Consider the following 14849-nt stretch of genomic DNA (forward strand, 5'->3'; position numbering starts at 1 on the left):
GCCGGAGTTCCCAGCGATGGCGGCGCGCTTCAACCCTCAGACGGCAACCACCCCGGGTAGTGGGCGTGGTGTGCCGGGGAGGACGTCGGTGGCGGGGATACCGAACCAGCTTTCGGCAATGGTTGCGTAGAACTCGGTCATATCGACGGTGGCACGGAGGTTGTCGTCGGCGTCGAGGGTGCGCAGGGAGGGGGGTTCGCCGAAGATGCCGGGGTTGGTCGGGCCCAGTAGCAGGGCTGTTCCGGCCGCGCCGTGGTCGAGGCCCGCGGAGTCGTTGTCGGGGACGCGGCGGCCGAATTCGCTGTAGGCGGCGATGAGGACACGGTCGGCGATGCCGCGGGCGGTCAGGTCGCGGCGGAAGGCGGCGAGTGAATCGTCGATGTCGGTCATGAGTTGTGCGTAGCGGTCGGGATGGGCGGTGTGGGTGTCGAAATCGGCGCCCATGGGGACGTGCACGATGCGCAGGCCGTGGTTGTCGTCGGCGAGCAGCCGTGCGGCGAGCCGTAATTGGACGCCGAGGTCGGTCTCGGGGTAGCCGTCGGCGGCCGGGGAGAGGGTGGCCGCGACATCCGAGAAGCGCAGGGCCGCCGCGCTTCCCGCCCGGGCCCTTGCGAAGGCCGGGGCATCGGCGCGGTCGGGGTGAGCCATGGCGCGCTGGGCCGCGAGCCAGGCGGCGCGGACATTGTCGTCCTCGAAAACCGGGAACAGGCCCTCGGTTCCATGATCCACCGACAGGGTGGTGACGCGCTCGCAGGCCAGGGCCGGCGAGGGGCCGACGCCCAAGGCGACCCCGACGGCGGGGGCGGTCGGATCGCCGAGATGATCGCACAGGCGGCCTAGGAAGCCGGTTTCGGTGCGGGCTCTGCCCTCGGGATCGCCGGTCTGCCAGCGGTGCTGCATTTCGAAATGCGAGAGGTCTGGTTTGGCGGTGCCGACGCCCGGCACCACCGACACACCGGCGGCTGCGAGCTGCTTCAGGTGCGGATGCAGGCCTAGGCGGTCGCCGATGGCGTGCACCTGTTCGGCGGCGATGGCGGTGTGCCGCCGCAGGTCTCGATAGCGGGAGTCGGTGTAGGGCACGGTCATCGACAAACCGTCACTGCCCCCGGCCATTTCGATGACCAGCAGCTTGCGGTCGGTGAGGGCGGCGGCCCGGATCGGGGCGGGCGGATGCCAGAACGACGGGGACGAGGGCGCATTCAGCAGCCGATAACCGGCCGCTCCGCCGATCACGGCGACCGCACCGGTGGCGAGTCCGGCCTGCAGGAACCTGCGGCGCTTCAGGTCTGTCGTGCTCATGCCAGCGTGAATTCCGGTGCGGTGATCGCCAATGCGAGCAGGGCCGCGGCCGCGCGCTGCGGTTCCCGGCGCAGTTCGAAGGCCAAATCCGTAGCAGCGGTTCGGGTTCGGGGCGTCGGGTCGTAGATGGCTGCGCGCCTGAACACCGCTGCGACCGGATCGTGCGCACCGGCGATCTCGTCGAGCACGGGCGCTTCGACGGCCAATCCCGCCCGCGCGACCACGGTGCCCGGCGTGATCCACCGATCCCCCGGCGGCCAGCCCGCCACATTCGGTGGATAGAACGGCGACTGCCCGAGCGCGGTCATCAACTCGAAAGCCTTGACCGCATCATTGATTCCGAATACTGCGAAAGCTGCGGTCACCCATTCCACCGGATACCGCGGCCGCGCATACACCGCCGCCATGAACGACGGATCCCGCAGTATCGCCTCCACCAGTGGCCGAATCTCCAACCGCGCCTGCGTGAACACCGCCGCCAACTCGCTCACCCGCTGCTCCGACGCCACCGTCCCGACCAGAAACCGATGCAACTTCGCGGCAATGAACCGCGCGCACTCCGGCCGATCACACAACACATCGACCGCATCCTGCGCCGAAACAACCTGCCGCCCCAGCAATTCCACTGCCACCCGATTCCCCGCCTCCGAATCGAAAGCCACCTTTTCGTCGTCGACACTCCACCCCGACAACGCCACCGCCGCCGCCTTCACATCCCCCTGCGTATAACTCCCCCGCCCAATGGTGAACAGCTCCATAAGTTCCCGCCCATGATTCTCATTGGGCGCCTCCGCCCGCGACCCCGCCCCATCCAGCCACTGCAACATGGCCCCATCCACCGTCACCGCCCGCGCCAACTCCCGAAAATTCCCCAGCGCATGCTCCCGAATCACCAGATGCTGCCCCCACATCAACCCCCACGTCTCCACCTTGTCGTGACTGGACGTGAAATGCCCATGCCAAAACCACACCATCTTCTCGTGCACCCCCGCCCGAGAATCCCCCATCCCTTTGACCCACAACCCCACCGGCCCCTCCGCCCCCGCCTCAACCTCCTCATCGAACACCGGCGTACCCAACACCAACGGTTCCGCCGCAAGCACCGCATCGATCACCGCACCATCCCCCCGCCCCGCGAAACCCTCAACCCGCCCCGGAAACGGCCCAAAAGTAGTCCGCCGCAACACATGCGCAACCCCCGACTCATCCATACGAAAAGCATCCCCGCCAGCCCGTTAGGAATTCATGAGCCGAACCGCACCACCTTCCGCACTGAAAACTCGCTGGCCTCAGCCATCCATCAGGCGCGAAGCGCCCCACCTGCGGTAGTCTCGTGGGTAGTCTCAATGGGTGGCGATTGAATGGTATTGGGCATTGGCGAGGATGCTGGAACGCGCCGGGATTCATCCCGACGACGTGTTCGACCTCATCGACGCGTGGATCACCGTGAAGCGCTCGGTGTGGTTCCGGACCGCCACCGATCCGGCCACCGGGTTGACGACCTTCGTGATCTGGGGCCGCACCGACAGCGGCACTCCGCTCGCGGTGTATGCCCGTCCACGAGACCAAGACATCGAGGTCTATGCAGCCCGCTACCTCGATCACAGTCAGACCGCCGAATTCGAGAAATGGGAGGCGAGCCACGATGACTGACCCGTTCGACAACATGACCGCTGACGACGTGGCCGCGATGGTCGACCGTCTCGAGTTCACCGATGAGACGACGACGGAAGCCGATCACGGAATCGTCGTCGGCCCCGACGCCGAACCGGTGCTGGTTCCTCGCTCCATCAAGATGCCCTACGAACTCGACCAGGCGTGCAAGCGTCGTGCCAAACAACTCGGCATGAATCAGTCGGTCTACATCCGATCCCTGATCGAGCGCGACCTAGCCGAGGCAGACACCGGCGAACAACGACCCGCCTGGGTACGGGAGCTCCTCGCCGTCATCGCCAATCACGAGCACGACGAAGACCGCAAAGCATCCTGAGCTGCGCTATGCCCATACCGTGACAACAAGGTCAGGGAGTACTCAGTGCGGGAAATCGGGCGAATTTCCGCAGTGAGTACTCCCTGACCTTGTTCGGGAGGAATGCGGCGCTAGCTCAGGGTGTTCAGGGCTGCTGCGTCGTAGGGCTGGAGGGCGTCGGTGTGGCCTGCGAGGACTTTGGCGGCCCAGTCGGGGTCCTGGAGGAGGGCTCGGCCTACGGCTACGAGGTCGAATTCGTCGCGTTCGAGGCGGTCTAGGAGGTTGTCGAGGTTGCCTAGGGGGGCGCCTTGGCCGGTGAAGGCTCGGAGGAAGTCGCCGTCGAGGCCTACCGAGCCGACGGTGATTGTTGTTTTGCCGGTGAGTTTTTTGGTCCAGCCGGCGAGGTTGAGGTCGGAGTCTTCGAATTCCGGGAGCCAGTAGCGGCGGGTGGAGGCGTGGAAGGCGTCGACGCCGGCGTCGGCGAGGGGGGCGAGGATGGCTTCGAGTTCTTGCGGGGTTTCGGCGAGGCGGGCGTTGTAGGCCTCCTGCTTCCACTGGGAGTAGCGGAAGATCACCGGGAAGGTGGGCGAGACGACCGCGCGGACGGCCGCGACGATTTCGGCGGCGAACTGGGTGCGGGCGACGGAATCGCCTCCGTAGGAATCGGTTCGGCGGTTGGTGTGCGACCACAGGAACTGGTCGAGGAGGTAGCCGTGGGCGCCGTGCAGTTCGATGCCGTCGAAGCCGATGCGCTCGGCGTCCGCGGCGGCTTCGGCGAAGGCGGCGATGACGTCGTCGAGGTCGGCCTGGGTCATCGCCTTGCCGGTGGGTTCGGTGCCGTCGACGCGGATGCCGGAGGGGCCGACCGCGGGGGCGTCGGGGACGGGCGCCTGACCCTGCTCGCGAACCATGCCGATGTGCCACAGCTGCGGCACGATCGTGCCGCCCGCGGCGTGCACGTCCGCGACCACCTTGGCCCAGCCCGCCAGCTGATCCTCGCCGTGGAAGCGCGGCACCCGATCGCTCTGGCCCGCGGAGTCGTGGCCGACGTAGGTGCCTTCGGTGACGATCAGGCCGACGCCCGCCGCGGCTCGCCGCGCATAGTAGGACCGCACATCGTCGCCGGGGATGCCGCCGGGAGAGAACATGCGCGTCATCGGGGCCATGACGATGCGGTTCGGAACGGTCAGTCCGTTCAGCACGACGGGCCGTGACAGCAGCTGAGCTGCGCGGGAGGTGTCGGAGGCGACGGTCACTGGTAGCTCCTCATGGTTACTTGCCAACGTAGATGGTTGAGAACTTCAAGCAATACATGCAGACGCTAGTGGTGAATATTTGAGATAGTCAAGTTTCTGCGGATAGGCTGGCTGTCATGACCGAAGCTCCCCACGTCGACACCGCGCGGCTCATGGAGGCGCTGTGGCTGTCTTTCGGCGTCTACTACGGGGACTTCACCGTCGCGGCGGCCAGTGAGAACCTCACCGCGAGCCAAGGCAAGGCCCTGGTCGTATTGCGCCGCGGCCCGGTCGCCATGCGCGCGCTGGCCGAGATCATGGCCTGCGACGCCTCCAACGTGACCGGCATCATCGACCGACTGGAGAAGCGCGGCCTCGTTCGCCGCGAGCCCAGCGCCTCGGATCGCCGCGTCACCAACCTCGTCATCACGGCCGAGGGCCAGCAGCTCACCGACGCGATCCACGCGAAGATGCACACCACCCGAGACGGACTCGACAGGCTCTCCGACGAGGACCAAGCCCACCTGCACACCCTGCTCAAACGCGCCTTCGGCCCCGCGTAAAAGGTTGGCGGCGGGCACGATAGGGGTATGCGGACAAAAACCGACAGCGTCACTTCGGCCGATGGCACGCGCATCGTCTTCCATACCCTCGGTGAGGGACCGCCGCTGGTGATCGTGCACGGCGCGTTGGTGACCACGGAGATGTACCAGCAGCTGGCCGAGCTACTCGCCACCGATTTCACAGTGGTCCTGGTCGCTCGACGCGACTACGAACCCAGCGGAAGCAGCACGGGCCCACGCACTTTCGCGCGGCACGCGGAGGACTTGGCGGCGGTACTCGCCCTCCAGGACGGCCCGAGCTTCGTGTTCGGGCATTCGGCGGGCGGTCTGGTCACCCTGGAGGCGCTCGCCGCGGGTGTCCCGAATATCCGGCGATTCGCTCTCTACGAAGCACCGCTGGCGTTCGCGGGCGGCCCGCTACGGCCGACCCTGGACCGAGCCCGCGAACTCGTCGTCGGTGATCCCGCCGCGGCGGTCACCGAGTTCTTCCGGGCCATCACCGATCCGCCGACTCCGGATCGCATCCTGCGTGCGATGGGCGCGGCCATGGCCCATCGCGCGTCCGGGTTGATCGCCGACCTCGAATGCCTCGCCGCGATGGATCCGGACCCGGCTCGCTGGTCGGAGACGACCACTCCGGCCCTTTTACTGGCGGGTTCGGCCAGCGATCGGTACGGGCTGGAGAGCATGGAGAAACTCGATGCGGCCCTGCCGAATTCACGGCTCACCGTGCTGCCCGGGCTGGCCCACCATCCCGACGATTTCACGACGGTCGCGACCACCTTGCGCGAATTCTTCCGTCCCGATACAGGTTCAGCGTCGTAGGTAGGTGGCCGACCAGTCCGGGTCGAACCAGGCCGAGGCGGCGGCCGCGAAATCGGCCGCGGGCCAGGCACCCGCGCCCGCCGGCAGCGAGCCGACCAGATCCACACCGGTGACGGCGGGCAGATCGGTGCGGTTGCATTCGGACGCCAGGTCGGGTTCGGCGGGCCAGGAGCCGATCACCAAGCCCGCGCATTCGACTCCCGCCGCGGCCAGCGTCCGCGTGGTGAGCTCACTGTGGTTGAGGGTGCCGAGACCGGCCGCCGCGACCAAGAGCACCGGGGCACTGAGCTTCTGAGCCAGGTCGAGCAGGGTGAAGTCGCCGATGCGCACGAGGAGACCACCCGCGCCCTCGACCAGAACCAGGTCGGCGTCGGCGCAGGACTCGATCCCGGCGACGGTTTCGGACAGCGTGAGCAGCGGGTGCCCACTGCGCCGAGCGGCGGTGTCCGGGGCCAGTGGCTCCGGATAGCGCGCGAGTTCGAGGGTCCGGGTGACACCGCTCAGCTCGGTGATGACCGCCAGATCACCGGGTTCGCCCGGGGCTACACCGGTTTGAGCGGGCTTGCAGACCGCGACGTTCAGCCCGGCCGCGCGGGCCGCAGCGGCCAGCGCGGCGGTGACGATGGTCTTGCCGACATCGGTGGAGGTGCCGGTGACAAACAACAGCCGGGTCACGCCGGGATCACCTCGCGGGCACGGGCTTCGGCGAGGACCTCGGTGAGAATCGTTGCGATGGTCGTGAGTTCGCCCGGGCTGAGGTCGGCGCGCGCGGTCAAGCGCAGCCGCGAGGTGCCTTCGGGGACCGACGGCGGCCGGAAGCAGCCGACCGAGAGCCCGCGCGCGATGCACGCCTGCGCGGCGTCGTAGGCGACCTGAGCCTCACCGAGAACCACCGAGACGACCGCCGAATCCGGTTGCCCGACACCGGCGATGCGCGCCAGATCCGCGGCCCGGTCCAGCACCCGCTGGGCCATGGCCGGATCGCGGCGCAGCAGCCCGAGGGCGGCGCGGGCCGCGCCGACGGCCGCGGGCGCGAGACCGGTGTCGAAAATGAACGTGCGAGCCGTATCGATGAGGTGCGCACGCACGCGCTCACTGGCGAGCACCACGCCACCTTGGGCGGCAAAGGCTTTGGAGAGTGTCGCGGTGATCACGAGGTCCGGCTCACCGGCCAGCCCGCATTCCTGGACCAGCCCGCGCCCGCCGTCACCGCGCACCCCCAGCCCGTGCGCCTCGTCGACGACGAGCACCGCGCCATTGGCGCGTGTCACCCGATGCAGTTCGGCCAGCGGCGCGAGGTCACCGTCCGCACTGAACACGGAGTCGGTCAGCACCAGCGCCCGCTCCTCGCGACGCTGCGACAGCAGCCGATCCACGGCCGCCGGATCGCGATGCGGTGCGATCTCCACGCGGGCCCGCGACAACCGGCAGGCATCCACCAGCGAAGCGTGGCTGCCGGCATCCGAAACCACCAGCGCCCCACGCCCGGCCAGCGCGGTGACCGCGCCCAGGTTGGCCGCGTAGCCGGAGGCGAACACCAATCCGGCTTCCGCCCCCACGAATTCGGCGAGTTCGCTCTCGAGCTGTTCGTGCTCGGCGGTGGTTCCGGTGACCAGCCGGGACCCGGTCGCCCCGGTGCCCCAGCGCTGTACCGCGGCAATGGCTCCCGCGATCACCTCCGGGTGGCGCACCAGCCCGAGGTAGTCGTTGGAGGCCAGGTCGATGCTCGCCTGCTCGGGGGTGCGGGCGCACAGCGCGCGACGCAGTCCGGCGTCCACGCGCTCGGCGGCGCGGGTGTCGAGCCAGCTCAAGGGATCGGCAGTCACAGCTCGGAAGCATACTTGAACGCCGTTCAGGAGGCCATGGGTGTCGGTGAGCGGGACTATGCTGGGGATCGTAAGGAGGCTGCGCGATGCCACGATGGGCAATAGTGGTCGAGCAGACGACCGGCTTCGGAGAGAGCAAAACTTGGAGTCCGAAGATCCTCACCGAGGTGGTGGGAACCCGCGAACAAGCCCTCGCGAAGCTCCCGGACCTCGTTTCGAAATTCATTCCCGATCATCCGAGGTTGATCAGTCGGCGCACGATCCTGCGCGACGGTGACACCTTCATGTTGATCGCCCGCGGCTGGTCCGACGAATATCACTGCGTGTTCAAGGTCTGGGAAGTCCTGTCCGACAGCGACAAATCAGACAAAGTGCGCGAAAAACGAGCTAACCGCTAGGGACTCGCCGCGAGCGAGTGGAACACCACGCCGGTGGCCGACAACCGCGATCGACTACCGGACCAGACGGCCCAGCAGGGCCGAGGCCGTTGCGACGCTGAGCGCTGCCGCCCCGGTGAGCACGCCGAAGTCGAGCCAGAGACTTGCCGGAGTACCGATCAGCAAGCCGCGCAACGCGTCCACCTCGTAGCTGAGCGGATTGATGTGGCTGACCACCCGCAGCCAGCCCGGCATCAGATCGACCGGATACAGCGCGTTGGACGCGAAGAACAGCGGCATGGTGATCGCCTGGCCGATACCCATCAGCCGATCGCGGGCCTGCACCAGCCCGGCGATGGTCATGGACAGGCAGGCGAAGAACGCCGTCCCGAGGAATACCGCGGGGACGGTGGCGAGCAGGCGCAGCGGATTGTCGGTGAGCCCGACGCCCATGAGCAACGCGACGATCACGATCACCAGGATCTGGGCGATGGCGCGAACCCCTGCGGCGAAACACTTTCCGGTAATGAGCGCCGCGCGCGGGGTCGGGGTGACGAGCAGTTTGGTGAGAATCCCGGCGTCGCGATCCCAGATGATCTGGATGCCGTAGAAGATCGCGATGAACAGCGCCGACTGCGCGATCACGCCGGGTGCGAGGAAGTCCAGGTAGGGCACCGACCCGGTGGGCAGCGTGTGCAGCCGCGAGAAGGTGGTCCCGAAGATCACCATCCACAGCACCGGCTGGATCGCGCGGGTCAAGACCTCGGTCTGATCGTGGCGCAGCTTCTGGATCTCCACCAGCGCGAAAGTGCCGATCCGCGAGGCCAATCGGGGCACGCGGCCCCAGCCGCGCGGGGCCAGGACCGGCGTGAATGGGGTGTCAGCCCATGCGCCGGGCCGACCGGCGAGTACTTCGGACATTGCGCAGGTTCCCTTCGGTGACATCGTCGAGCCCCTCCCCCGCGGCCTGCCGGAAGACATCCTCGAGGGTCGCCCCGGGACCGATTCCGGCCTTCAGTTCGGCGGGTGAGCCGGTGGCGCGCAGCACGCCCTTGTGCAGCAGCGCGATTCGATCGCAGAGCGCGTCGGCCTCGGCCATGTAGTGGGTGGTGAGCAGCACGGTGGTGCCGTATTCGGCGCGCATGTGCGCGACCCGCTCCCAGACGCTGTCGCGCGCAATGGGATCCAGGCCGACCGTGGGCTCGTCGAGCACCAGCAATGCGGGCCGGTTGACCAGCGCCTGCGCCAGTTCCAGGCGGCGGATCATGCCGCCGGAGTAGCTGCCCGCCAGGCGATCCGCCACGTCCAGCAGGTGCATGGCGTCGAGTACCTCGTCGACCCGCTCGGCGCGCTCGTTGCGCGGCACGTCGAACAGCCGCGCGAACCAGGCCACGTTCTGCCGTCCGGTGAGCCCGGCCTCGATCGAGAGCTGTTGCGGCACATAGCCGAGGTTGTAGCGGACGTCGGCGGCCTGGGTCGACACATCGAGCCCGAATACGCGGACCGTGCCGGACTGGATGGGCATGAGCGTGGTGAGCAGCCGGATGGTGGTGGACTTCCCCGCCCCGTTGGGTCCGAGCAGCCCGAACACCTCACCGCGCGCGATGGTCATGTCGAAATCGTCGACCACGGCGGTGTTTCCGTAGTGATGGGTGAGGCCGACGCATTCGACGGCGGGCACGCTGGTCATCGGTTGTCTCCCCGGGAGTGCTCGCGCTCGTGCAGCAGGTCGGTCAAGCGGGTCATGGCCGCCAGCCCGTTCCGCAATTGCGCGCGTTCGGTTTCGGTGAGCTGGTCGAGGGCCTCGGCGACGACCGCGTGCCGGTGGCGGCGGGTCTCGTCGGCGAGGTGCTGGGCGTCGGGGGTCAACGACAAGCGCATGGTGCGGCGGTCGCGCGGATCGGGTTCGCGCACCAGCAGGCCCGCCTTGACCAGTTCGGTGACGAGCGTCGAAACGCTGTTGGCGGCCGAACCCAGTTCCGCGGCAGCCTCTTTCACCGAGATACCGGGCCGTCGCCCGACCAGGCGCAGGAATTCCGACTGGGTGCCGGACAGGCCCGGTTCGTCGAAGGACCGCCCGGCGAGGCGGCCGACCTGACGGCGCAACCGACCCATCGACCCGAACAGCAGGGTCATCAATTCGGCGTGGTCCTCGGCGGTGCGCCGACGGTTCTCCGGCATGACCGCAACGATAGCTCTGCCTCAGAGGTATTGGTAGCTCTGTTTCAGAGGTATTTTCCGGGCGGTGTGAAACCGCCGGTCAGACCGCCGCGGCGGCGCACATGGCGGTAGTGATGCGACGGACGTCCCCGGGGGTGCTGATGAACGGCGGCATGCAATAGATGAGATCGCGGAAAGGACGCAGCCATACTCCGGCCTCGACCGCGGCGTGCGTGGTCTTGCGCATATCCACCGGATGGTTCAACTGGATGACGCCGATGGCACCACGAATCCGGACATCCGCGACCCCGGGGAGCTCACGCGCAGGGGCGAGGCCCGTGCACAGTTCGGCCTCGATACCGCGCACCTCGGCCTGCCAGTCGCGCGAGAGCAGCAGTTCGATCGAGGCCACCGCGACCGCGCAGGCCAGGGGATTGCCCATGAACGTCGGCCCGTGCATGAGCCCGCCGTGCTCGCGGCTCAGGGTCTCCGCGATCTCGGTAGTGCACAGGGCTGCGGCGAGGGTCATGTATCCGCCGGTGAGCGCCTTGCCGACGCACATCACATCGGGCCGGACCCCGGCCTGCTCGGCCGCGAAAAGCGTTCCGGTGCGGCCGAATCCGGTGGCGATTTCGTCGAAGACCAGCAGCACGCCGTGCTCGTCGCACAGCCGCCGCAGATCGGCCAGGTAGCGCGGATCATGGAAGCGCATGCCGCCCGCGCCCTGCACGACCGGTTCCACGATGACCGCGGCCAGTTCGTGCGCGTGCTCGGCGATCACTCGCTCCAGCTCCGAAACATACTCGGGCACATACTCTTCCGGCGGCGCGCTGGTGAACACCTGGGGTACGAGAACATCCGTCCACAGCGAGTGCATCCCGCCCTCGGGGTCGCACACGCTCATGGGCGTGAAGGTGTCCCCGTGATACCCGCCGCGCCAGGTCATCAGCCGATGCTTCTCCGGCCGCCCGATGGCCCGCTGGTATTGCAGGCACATCTTCACCGCGACCTCGACCGACACCGACCCGGAGTCGCAGAGGAAGACCTTGTCCAGCCCCTCGGGCGTGAGCTCGACCAGCAGTTGCGACAGCCGCACCGCCGGTTCGTGGGTGAGCCCCCCGAACATCACGTGACTCATCTTCCCGGCCTGCGCGATCAGCGCCGCGTCGAGCACCGGGTGCCGATACCCGTGCACCGCGGCCCACCACGAGCTCATCCCGTCCACCAACTCGCGCCCGTCGGCGAGGGTGAGCCGGGTCCCGGACGCCGACGCCACGATGAGCGGTTCGGTCCCGGCGGGAAATCCGCCGTAGGGATGCCACACGTGCGCCGCGTCCAGGGCGGCGATCTCGGTACCGGTCAATGCCACAGGAAGTCCTTACGAGGAGCGGGCTTGAACGGTGTTCAAGTTACCACGAACCCTGTCTGCCACGGCCCGTCCGGCGTATTCTTTGACTCGGTCAAAGGATTGGAGTCGTCATGACGACCAACTCTGCCGAGGGTGCGACGAGCACCGCAGAGAAGCTGATCGAGGCGCATCACATTGCCGCCGTCCGCGCCTTCAACCGGCGCTACACCCGCATCATCGGCGTCCTGCAGGGCGGGATGCTGGGCACCGAATATTCGCTCACCGAGGGCCGGATCCTGTTCGAGCTGGCCAACTTCGGGGCCGCCGAGGTGGTCGATCTACGGCTGGCGCTGGATCTGGACGCCGGGTATCTGAGCCGGATTCTGGCCCGATTCGAGGAGCGCGGGCTGGTGACCCGGCGGCGGTCCGATGCCGACGGCCGGCGGCAGATCGTCGAGCTGACCGGCCTCGGCCGCGCGGCCTTCGACGTCCTGGATCAGCGCACCGACGAGCAGATCGGGGGTCTGCTCGGGGACCGCTCCCCCGTCGTGCGCACCCGGCTGGTCGGGGCCATGCGGACCATCGAGCAGATTCTCGATACCGAGACCGAAGCCGATCCGGCCGCCGTGGTGCTGCGCGAACCCCGGCCCGGCGACCACGGCTGGGTGATCCGCCGCAATGCCGAGCTCTACGCCGAGGAGTTCGGCTGGAACGGCGAGTACGAGGCGCTGGCCGCCAAGATCGTCGCCGACTGGCTGAATTCCCATGACCCGCAGCGGGAACGGGCCTGGATCGCCGAATACGAGGGCAGCCCGGTCGGCTGCGTCTACTGCATGCGCGAGGACGACAGCACCGCGCGGCTGCGGCTGCTGCTGGTCGAACCGTCGGCGCGCGGGCTCGGCGTGGGCAGCGCCCTGGTGGACGAATGCCTGCGCTTCGCCGCCGACGTCGGATACACCGAGATGGTGCTGTGGACCAACAGCATCCTGACCTCGGCGCGGCACCTGTACGAGCGCGCGGGTTTCGAACTCGTGGAATCGAATCCGCACCACAGCTTCGGCGTCGATCTGGTCGGGCAGACCTGGTGCAGGGGACTCTGACCGGCGCTCGGACGGGCTCGATAGGGTCGGGGCATGGCTCCCGCGACCCCCGGCTCCACCGCGCTCGGCGTGTGGCCGGGAACCGCCTACCCGCTCGGCGCGACCTACGACGGCGCCGGGACGAACTTCTCGGTGTTCTCCGAGGTCGCCCGGCGCGTGGAACTGTGCCTGATCGGCGAGGACCACCGCGAGACGCGGATACCGCTGGACGAGGTGGACGGGTATGTGTGGCATGCCTACCTGCCCGGTATCGGGCCGGGACAGCGGTACGGGTTCCGGGTGCACGGGCGTTTCGATCCCGCCAAGGGGTTGCGATGCGATCCCAGCAAGCTGCTGCTCGACCCGTACGGCAAGGCGTTCGAGGGCGATTTCGGGACCGACTCCGCGCCCTACAACTACGGGCAGAATTCACTCGGGCACACCATGACCGGGGTGGTGATCAACCCGTATTTCGACTGGGCCGGGGATCGTGCGCCGCGGCGGCCGTATCACGAGACGGTGCTCTACGAGGCGCATGTGAAGGGCATGACGTTCACCCATCCCGAGGTGCCGCCGCCGCTGCGCGGGACCTTCTCCGGCATGGCGCATCCGGCGATCATCGAGCACCTGCAAGCGCTGGGCGTGACCGCGATCGAGCTCATGCCCGTCCATCAGTTCCTCGACGACCGGATCCTGCTCGATCGTGGACTTCGGAACTATTGGGGCTACAACAGTTTCGGCTATTTCGCGCCCCATCGCGGGTATGCGGCCGACAGCGCGCCCGCCTCCGGCGTGAACGAATTCAAGGCCATGGTGCGCGCCTTCCATGCTGCCGATATCGAGGTCATTCTCGACGTGGTCTACAACCACACCGCCGAGGGCAATGAATTCGGTCCGACGCTGAGTTTCCGGGGCATCGACAATGCCGCGTATTACCGTCTGGTGGACGATGATCCGCAGCATTACATGGATTACACCGGCACCGGCAACAGCTTCAACATGGCGCATCCGCACGCCCTGCAGCTGATCATGGATTCGCTGCGCTACTGGGTGCTCGATATGCACGTGGACGGCTTCCGCTTCGACCTGGCCGCCACCCTCGCACGCGAATTGCATGACGTCGACCGGCTTTCCACCTTTTTCGACATGGTGCAGCAGGACCCGGTGGTCAGTCAGGTGAAACTGATCGCCGAACCCTGGGATGTCGGCGAGGGCGGGTATCAGGTCGGCAATTTCCCGGTCGCCTGGACGGAATGGAACGGCAAATACCGTGACACCGTGCGGGATTACTGGCGCGGGCAACCGGCGACGCTGGGCGAGTTCGCCTCCCGGCTCACCGGCTCCTCGGATCTGTACGAAGCTACCGGGCGGCGGCCCAGCGCGAGCATCAATTTCGTGACCGCGCACGACGGGTTCACGCTCGCGGATCTGGTGTCCTACAACGAGAAACACAACACGGCCAACGGTGAGGACAATCGCGACGGCGAGAACTACAACCGCTCCTGGAACTGCGGCGTCGAAGGGCCCACGGACGATCCCGAAATCCTGGCCCTGCGCGCCCGCCAGGCCCGCAATCTGCTCGCCACCCTGATGCTCTCGCAAGGCACGCCCATGCTGTTGCACGGCGACGAATTCGGCCGCACCCAGCAGGGCAACAACAATGCCTACTGTCAGGATTCACCGCTGTCGTGGATGGACTGGACCCTCATGCACACCCATGCCGATCTGCTCGAATTCACCACGCGCACGGTCGCATTGCGGCGCGCGCACCCGATCTTCCGGCGGCGCCGCTTCTTCGATCCGGCCCCGGACGCCCAGGGGCTCGGCGACATCGCCTGGTTCACGCCGGGCGGCACCGAGATGACCGATGCCGATTGGATGACCACCTTCGCGCGCTCGCTCACCGTCTTCCTCAACGGCGACGGCATCCGCGAGCCCGGGCCGCGCGGTGAGCCCGTCACCGACGATTCGTTCCTGCTGTGTTTCAACGCTCATGACGAAGAGCTCGATTTCACACTCCCCGCCGCGAGCTACGGCAATGCCTGGTCAACCGTCCTGGATTGCTCCACGGCCACCGGCGATCCCGCCGAGAAGACCCTCCGCCCCGCCGCCGCCACCGTGCAAGTGCCCGCACGCTGTCTGCTCGTGCTGCGCCGTACGGCATGATC

Annotated in this window: 16 protein-coding genes; 7 read left to right on the plus strand and 9 right to left on the minus strand. The window is 67.6% G+C overall.

Annotation, left to right across the window (positions count from 1 at the left end):
- Nucleotides 1-36: 36 nt before the first annotated feature.
- On the minus strand, nucleotides 37-1299 hold the full coding sequence (locus ACYVN4_RS36985) for a DUF1501 domain-containing protein (protein WP_460727463.1): 1263 nt from the start codon (nucleotides 1297-1299) through the stop codon (nucleotides 37-39).
- The gene (locus ACYVN4_RS36990; RefSeq protein ID WP_460727465.1) at nucleotides 1296-2510 is read right to left on the minus strand and encodes a DUF1800 domain-containing protein; all 1215 of its coding nucleotides are present in this window, start codon (nucleotides 2508-2510) and stop codon (nucleotides 1296-1298) included. The genes ACYVN4_RS36985 and ACYVN4_RS36990 overlap by 4 nt, the downstream gene beginning before the upstream one ends.
- 139 nt (nucleotides 2511-2649) lie before the next feature.
- Between ACYVN4_RS36990 and ACYVN4_RS36995 the strand changes: the two genes are divergently transcribed.
- Both ACYVN4_RS36995 and ACYVN4_RS37000 read left to right on the plus strand, forming a co-directional pair.
- On the plus strand, nucleotides 2650-2952 hold the full coding sequence (locus ACYVN4_RS36995; RefSeq protein ID WP_460727466.1) for a hypothetical protein: 303 nt from the start codon (nucleotides 2650-2652) through the stop codon (nucleotides 2950-2952).
- Nucleotides 2945-3289: a hypothetical protein gene (locus tag ACYVN4_RS37000; protein ID WP_460727468.1), complete on the plus strand. Its 345-nt coding sequence runs from the start codon at nucleotides 2945-2947 to the stop codon at nucleotides 3287-3289. The genes ACYVN4_RS36995 and ACYVN4_RS37000 overlap by 8 nt, the downstream gene beginning before the upstream one ends.
- A gap of 110 nt (nucleotides 3290-3399) precedes the next feature.
- Here the strand turns inward: ACYVN4_RS37000 and ACYVN4_RS37005 are convergent, their stop codons facing one another.
- Entirely contained in the window at nucleotides 3400-4524 is a 1125-nt protein-coding gene (locus tag ACYVN4_RS37005; RefSeq protein WP_460727470.1) for an NADH:flavin oxidoreductase, read from the minus strand.
- A 116-nt stretch (nucleotides 4525-4640) separates the two neighbouring features.
- On the opposite strand from ACYVN4_RS37005, the gene ACYVN4_RS37010 reads away from it, so the two are divergent.
- Together ACYVN4_RS37010 and ACYVN4_RS37015 are read left to right on the plus strand one after the other, a co-directional pair.
- Nucleotides 4641-5066: a MarR family winged helix-turn-helix transcriptional regulator gene (locus ACYVN4_RS37010; RefSeq protein ID WP_460727472.1), complete on the plus strand. Its 426-nt coding sequence runs from the start codon at nucleotides 4641-4643 to the stop codon at nucleotides 5064-5066.
- A gap of 27 nt (nucleotides 5067-5093) precedes the next feature.
- Nucleotides 5094-5891 carry an alpha/beta fold hydrolase gene (locus tag ACYVN4_RS37015; RefSeq protein ID WP_460727474.1) on the plus strand — a complete coding sequence of 266 codons (798 nt, stop codon included), beginning with the start codon at nucleotides 5094-5096 and terminating at the stop codon, nucleotides 5889-5891.
- On the opposite strand, the gene bioD is transcribed toward ACYVN4_RS37015, so the two are convergent.
- Nucleotides 5880-6566: a dethiobiotin synthase gene (bioD, locus tag ACYVN4_RS37020; protein ID WP_460727476.1), complete on the minus strand. Its 687-nt coding sequence runs from the start codon at nucleotides 6564-6566 to the stop codon at nucleotides 5880-5882. The genes ACYVN4_RS37015 and bioD overlap by 12 nt on opposite strands.
- Nucleotides 6563-7717: an 8-amino-7-oxononanoate synthase gene (locus ACYVN4_RS37025; RefSeq protein ID WP_460727478.1), complete on the minus strand. Its 1155-nt coding sequence runs from the start codon at nucleotides 7715-7717 to the stop codon at nucleotides 6563-6565. The genes bioD and ACYVN4_RS37025 overlap by 4 nt, the downstream gene beginning before the upstream one ends.
- A 104-nt stretch (nucleotides 7718-7821) precedes the next feature.
- Here ACYVN4_RS37025 and ACYVN4_RS37030 point away from each other — a divergent pair, with 104 nt between their 5' ends.
- Nucleotides 7822-8115 (plus strand): hypothetical protein, encoded by a 294-nt coding sequence (locus tag ACYVN4_RS37030; RefSeq protein ID WP_460727480.1) that lies wholly within the window; start codon nucleotides 7822-7824, stop codon nucleotides 8113-8115.
- 54 nt (nucleotides 8116-8169) lie between these two features.
- Here ACYVN4_RS37030 and ACYVN4_RS37035 read toward each other — a convergent pair whose 3' ends face one another.
- The 4 genes from ACYVN4_RS37035 to ACYVN4_RS37050 all read right to left on the minus strand — a co-directional run bounded on the left by ACYVN4_RS37035 (nucleotide 8170) and on the right by ACYVN4_RS37050 (nucleotide 11623).
- Complete coding sequence (locus tag ACYVN4_RS37035) at nucleotides 8170-9015, minus strand: ABC transporter permease (protein WP_460727482.1); 846 nt, start codon at nucleotides 9013-9015, stop codon at nucleotides 8170-8172.
- Nucleotides 8975-9784, minus strand: a complete 810-nt coding sequence (locus ACYVN4_RS37040; RefSeq protein WP_460727484.1) for an ABC transporter ATP-binding protein — start codon at nucleotides 9782-9784, stop codon at nucleotides 8975-8977. Before ACYVN4_RS37040 ends, ACYVN4_RS37035 begins: the two co-directional genes overlap by 41 nt.
- The gene (locus ACYVN4_RS37045; RefSeq protein WP_460727486.1) at nucleotides 9781-10275 is read right to left on the minus strand and encodes a MarR family winged helix-turn-helix transcriptional regulator; all 495 of its coding nucleotides are present in this window, start codon (nucleotides 10273-10275) and stop codon (nucleotides 9781-9783) included. The genes ACYVN4_RS37040 and ACYVN4_RS37045 overlap by 4 nt, the downstream gene beginning before the upstream one ends.
- Nucleotides 10276-10354: 79 nt before the next feature.
- A complete protein-coding gene (locus tag ACYVN4_RS37050) occupies nucleotides 10355-11623 on the minus strand; it encodes an adenosylmethionine--8-amino-7-oxononanoate transaminase (RefSeq protein ID WP_460727488.1) in 1269 nt (422 codons plus the stop codon).
- Nucleotides 11624-11733: 110 nt separating this feature from the next.
- Here ACYVN4_RS37050 and ACYVN4_RS37055 point away from each other — a divergent pair, with 110 nt between their 5' ends.
- Both ACYVN4_RS37055 and glgX read left to right on the plus strand, forming a co-directional pair.
- Entirely contained in the window at nucleotides 11734-12702 is a 969-nt protein-coding gene (locus tag ACYVN4_RS37055; RefSeq protein WP_460727490.1) for a bifunctional helix-turn-helix transcriptional regulator/GNAT family N-acetyltransferase, read from the plus strand.
- Nucleotides 12703-12735: 33 nt separating this feature from the next.
- The gene (gene glgX / locus ACYVN4_RS37060; protein ID WP_460727492.1) at nucleotides 12736-14847 is read left to right on the plus strand and encodes a glycogen debranching protein GlgX; all 2112 of its coding nucleotides are present in this window, start codon (nucleotides 12736-12738) and stop codon (nucleotides 14845-14847) included.
- Nucleotides 14848-14849 lie beyond the last annotated feature (2 nt).

Source organism: Nocardia heshunensis (assembly GCF_054782115.1).

Bases quoted from the DNA above. Each gene is read 5' to 3' on its own strand.
- ACYVN4_RS36985 (WP_460727463.1), bottom strand. From the start codon at position 1,299: ATGAGCACGACAGACCTGAAGCGCCGCAGGTTCCTGCAGGCCGGACTC.
- ACYVN4_RS36990 (WP_460727465.1), bottom strand. From the start codon at position 2,510: ATGGATGAGTCGGGGGTTGCGCATGTGTTGCGGCGGACTACTTTTGGG.
- ACYVN4_RS37000 (WP_460727468.1), top strand. From the start codon at position 2,945: ATGACTGACCCGTTCGACAACATGACCGCTGACGACGTGGCCGCGATG.
- ACYVN4_RS37010 (WP_460727472.1), top strand. From the start codon at position 4,641: ATGACCGAAGCTCCCCACGTCGACACCGCGCGGCTCATGGAGGCGCTG.
- ACYVN4_RS37015 (WP_460727474.1), top strand. From the start codon at position 5,094: ATGCGGACAAAAACCGACAGCGTCACTTCGGCCGATGGCACGCGCATC.
- ACYVN4_RS37035 (WP_460727482.1), bottom strand. From the start codon at position 9,015: ATGTCCGAAGTACTCGCCGGTCGGCCCGGCGCATGGGCTGACACCCCA.
- ACYVN4_RS37040 (WP_460727484.1), bottom strand. From the start codon at position 9,784: ATGACCAGCGTGCCCGCCGTCGAATGCGTCGGCCTCACCCATCACTAC.
- ACYVN4_RS37045 (WP_460727486.1), bottom strand. From the start codon at position 10,275: ATGCCGGAGAACCGTCGGCGCACCGCCGAGGACCACGCCGAATTGATG.
- ACYVN4_RS37055 (WP_460727490.1), top strand. From the start codon at position 11,734: ATGACGACCAACTCTGCCGAGGGTGCGACGAGCACCGCAGAGAAGCTG.
- glgX (WP_460727492.1), top strand. From the start codon at position 12,736: ATGGCTCCCGCGACCCCCGGCTCCACCGCGCTCGGCGTGTGGCCGGGA.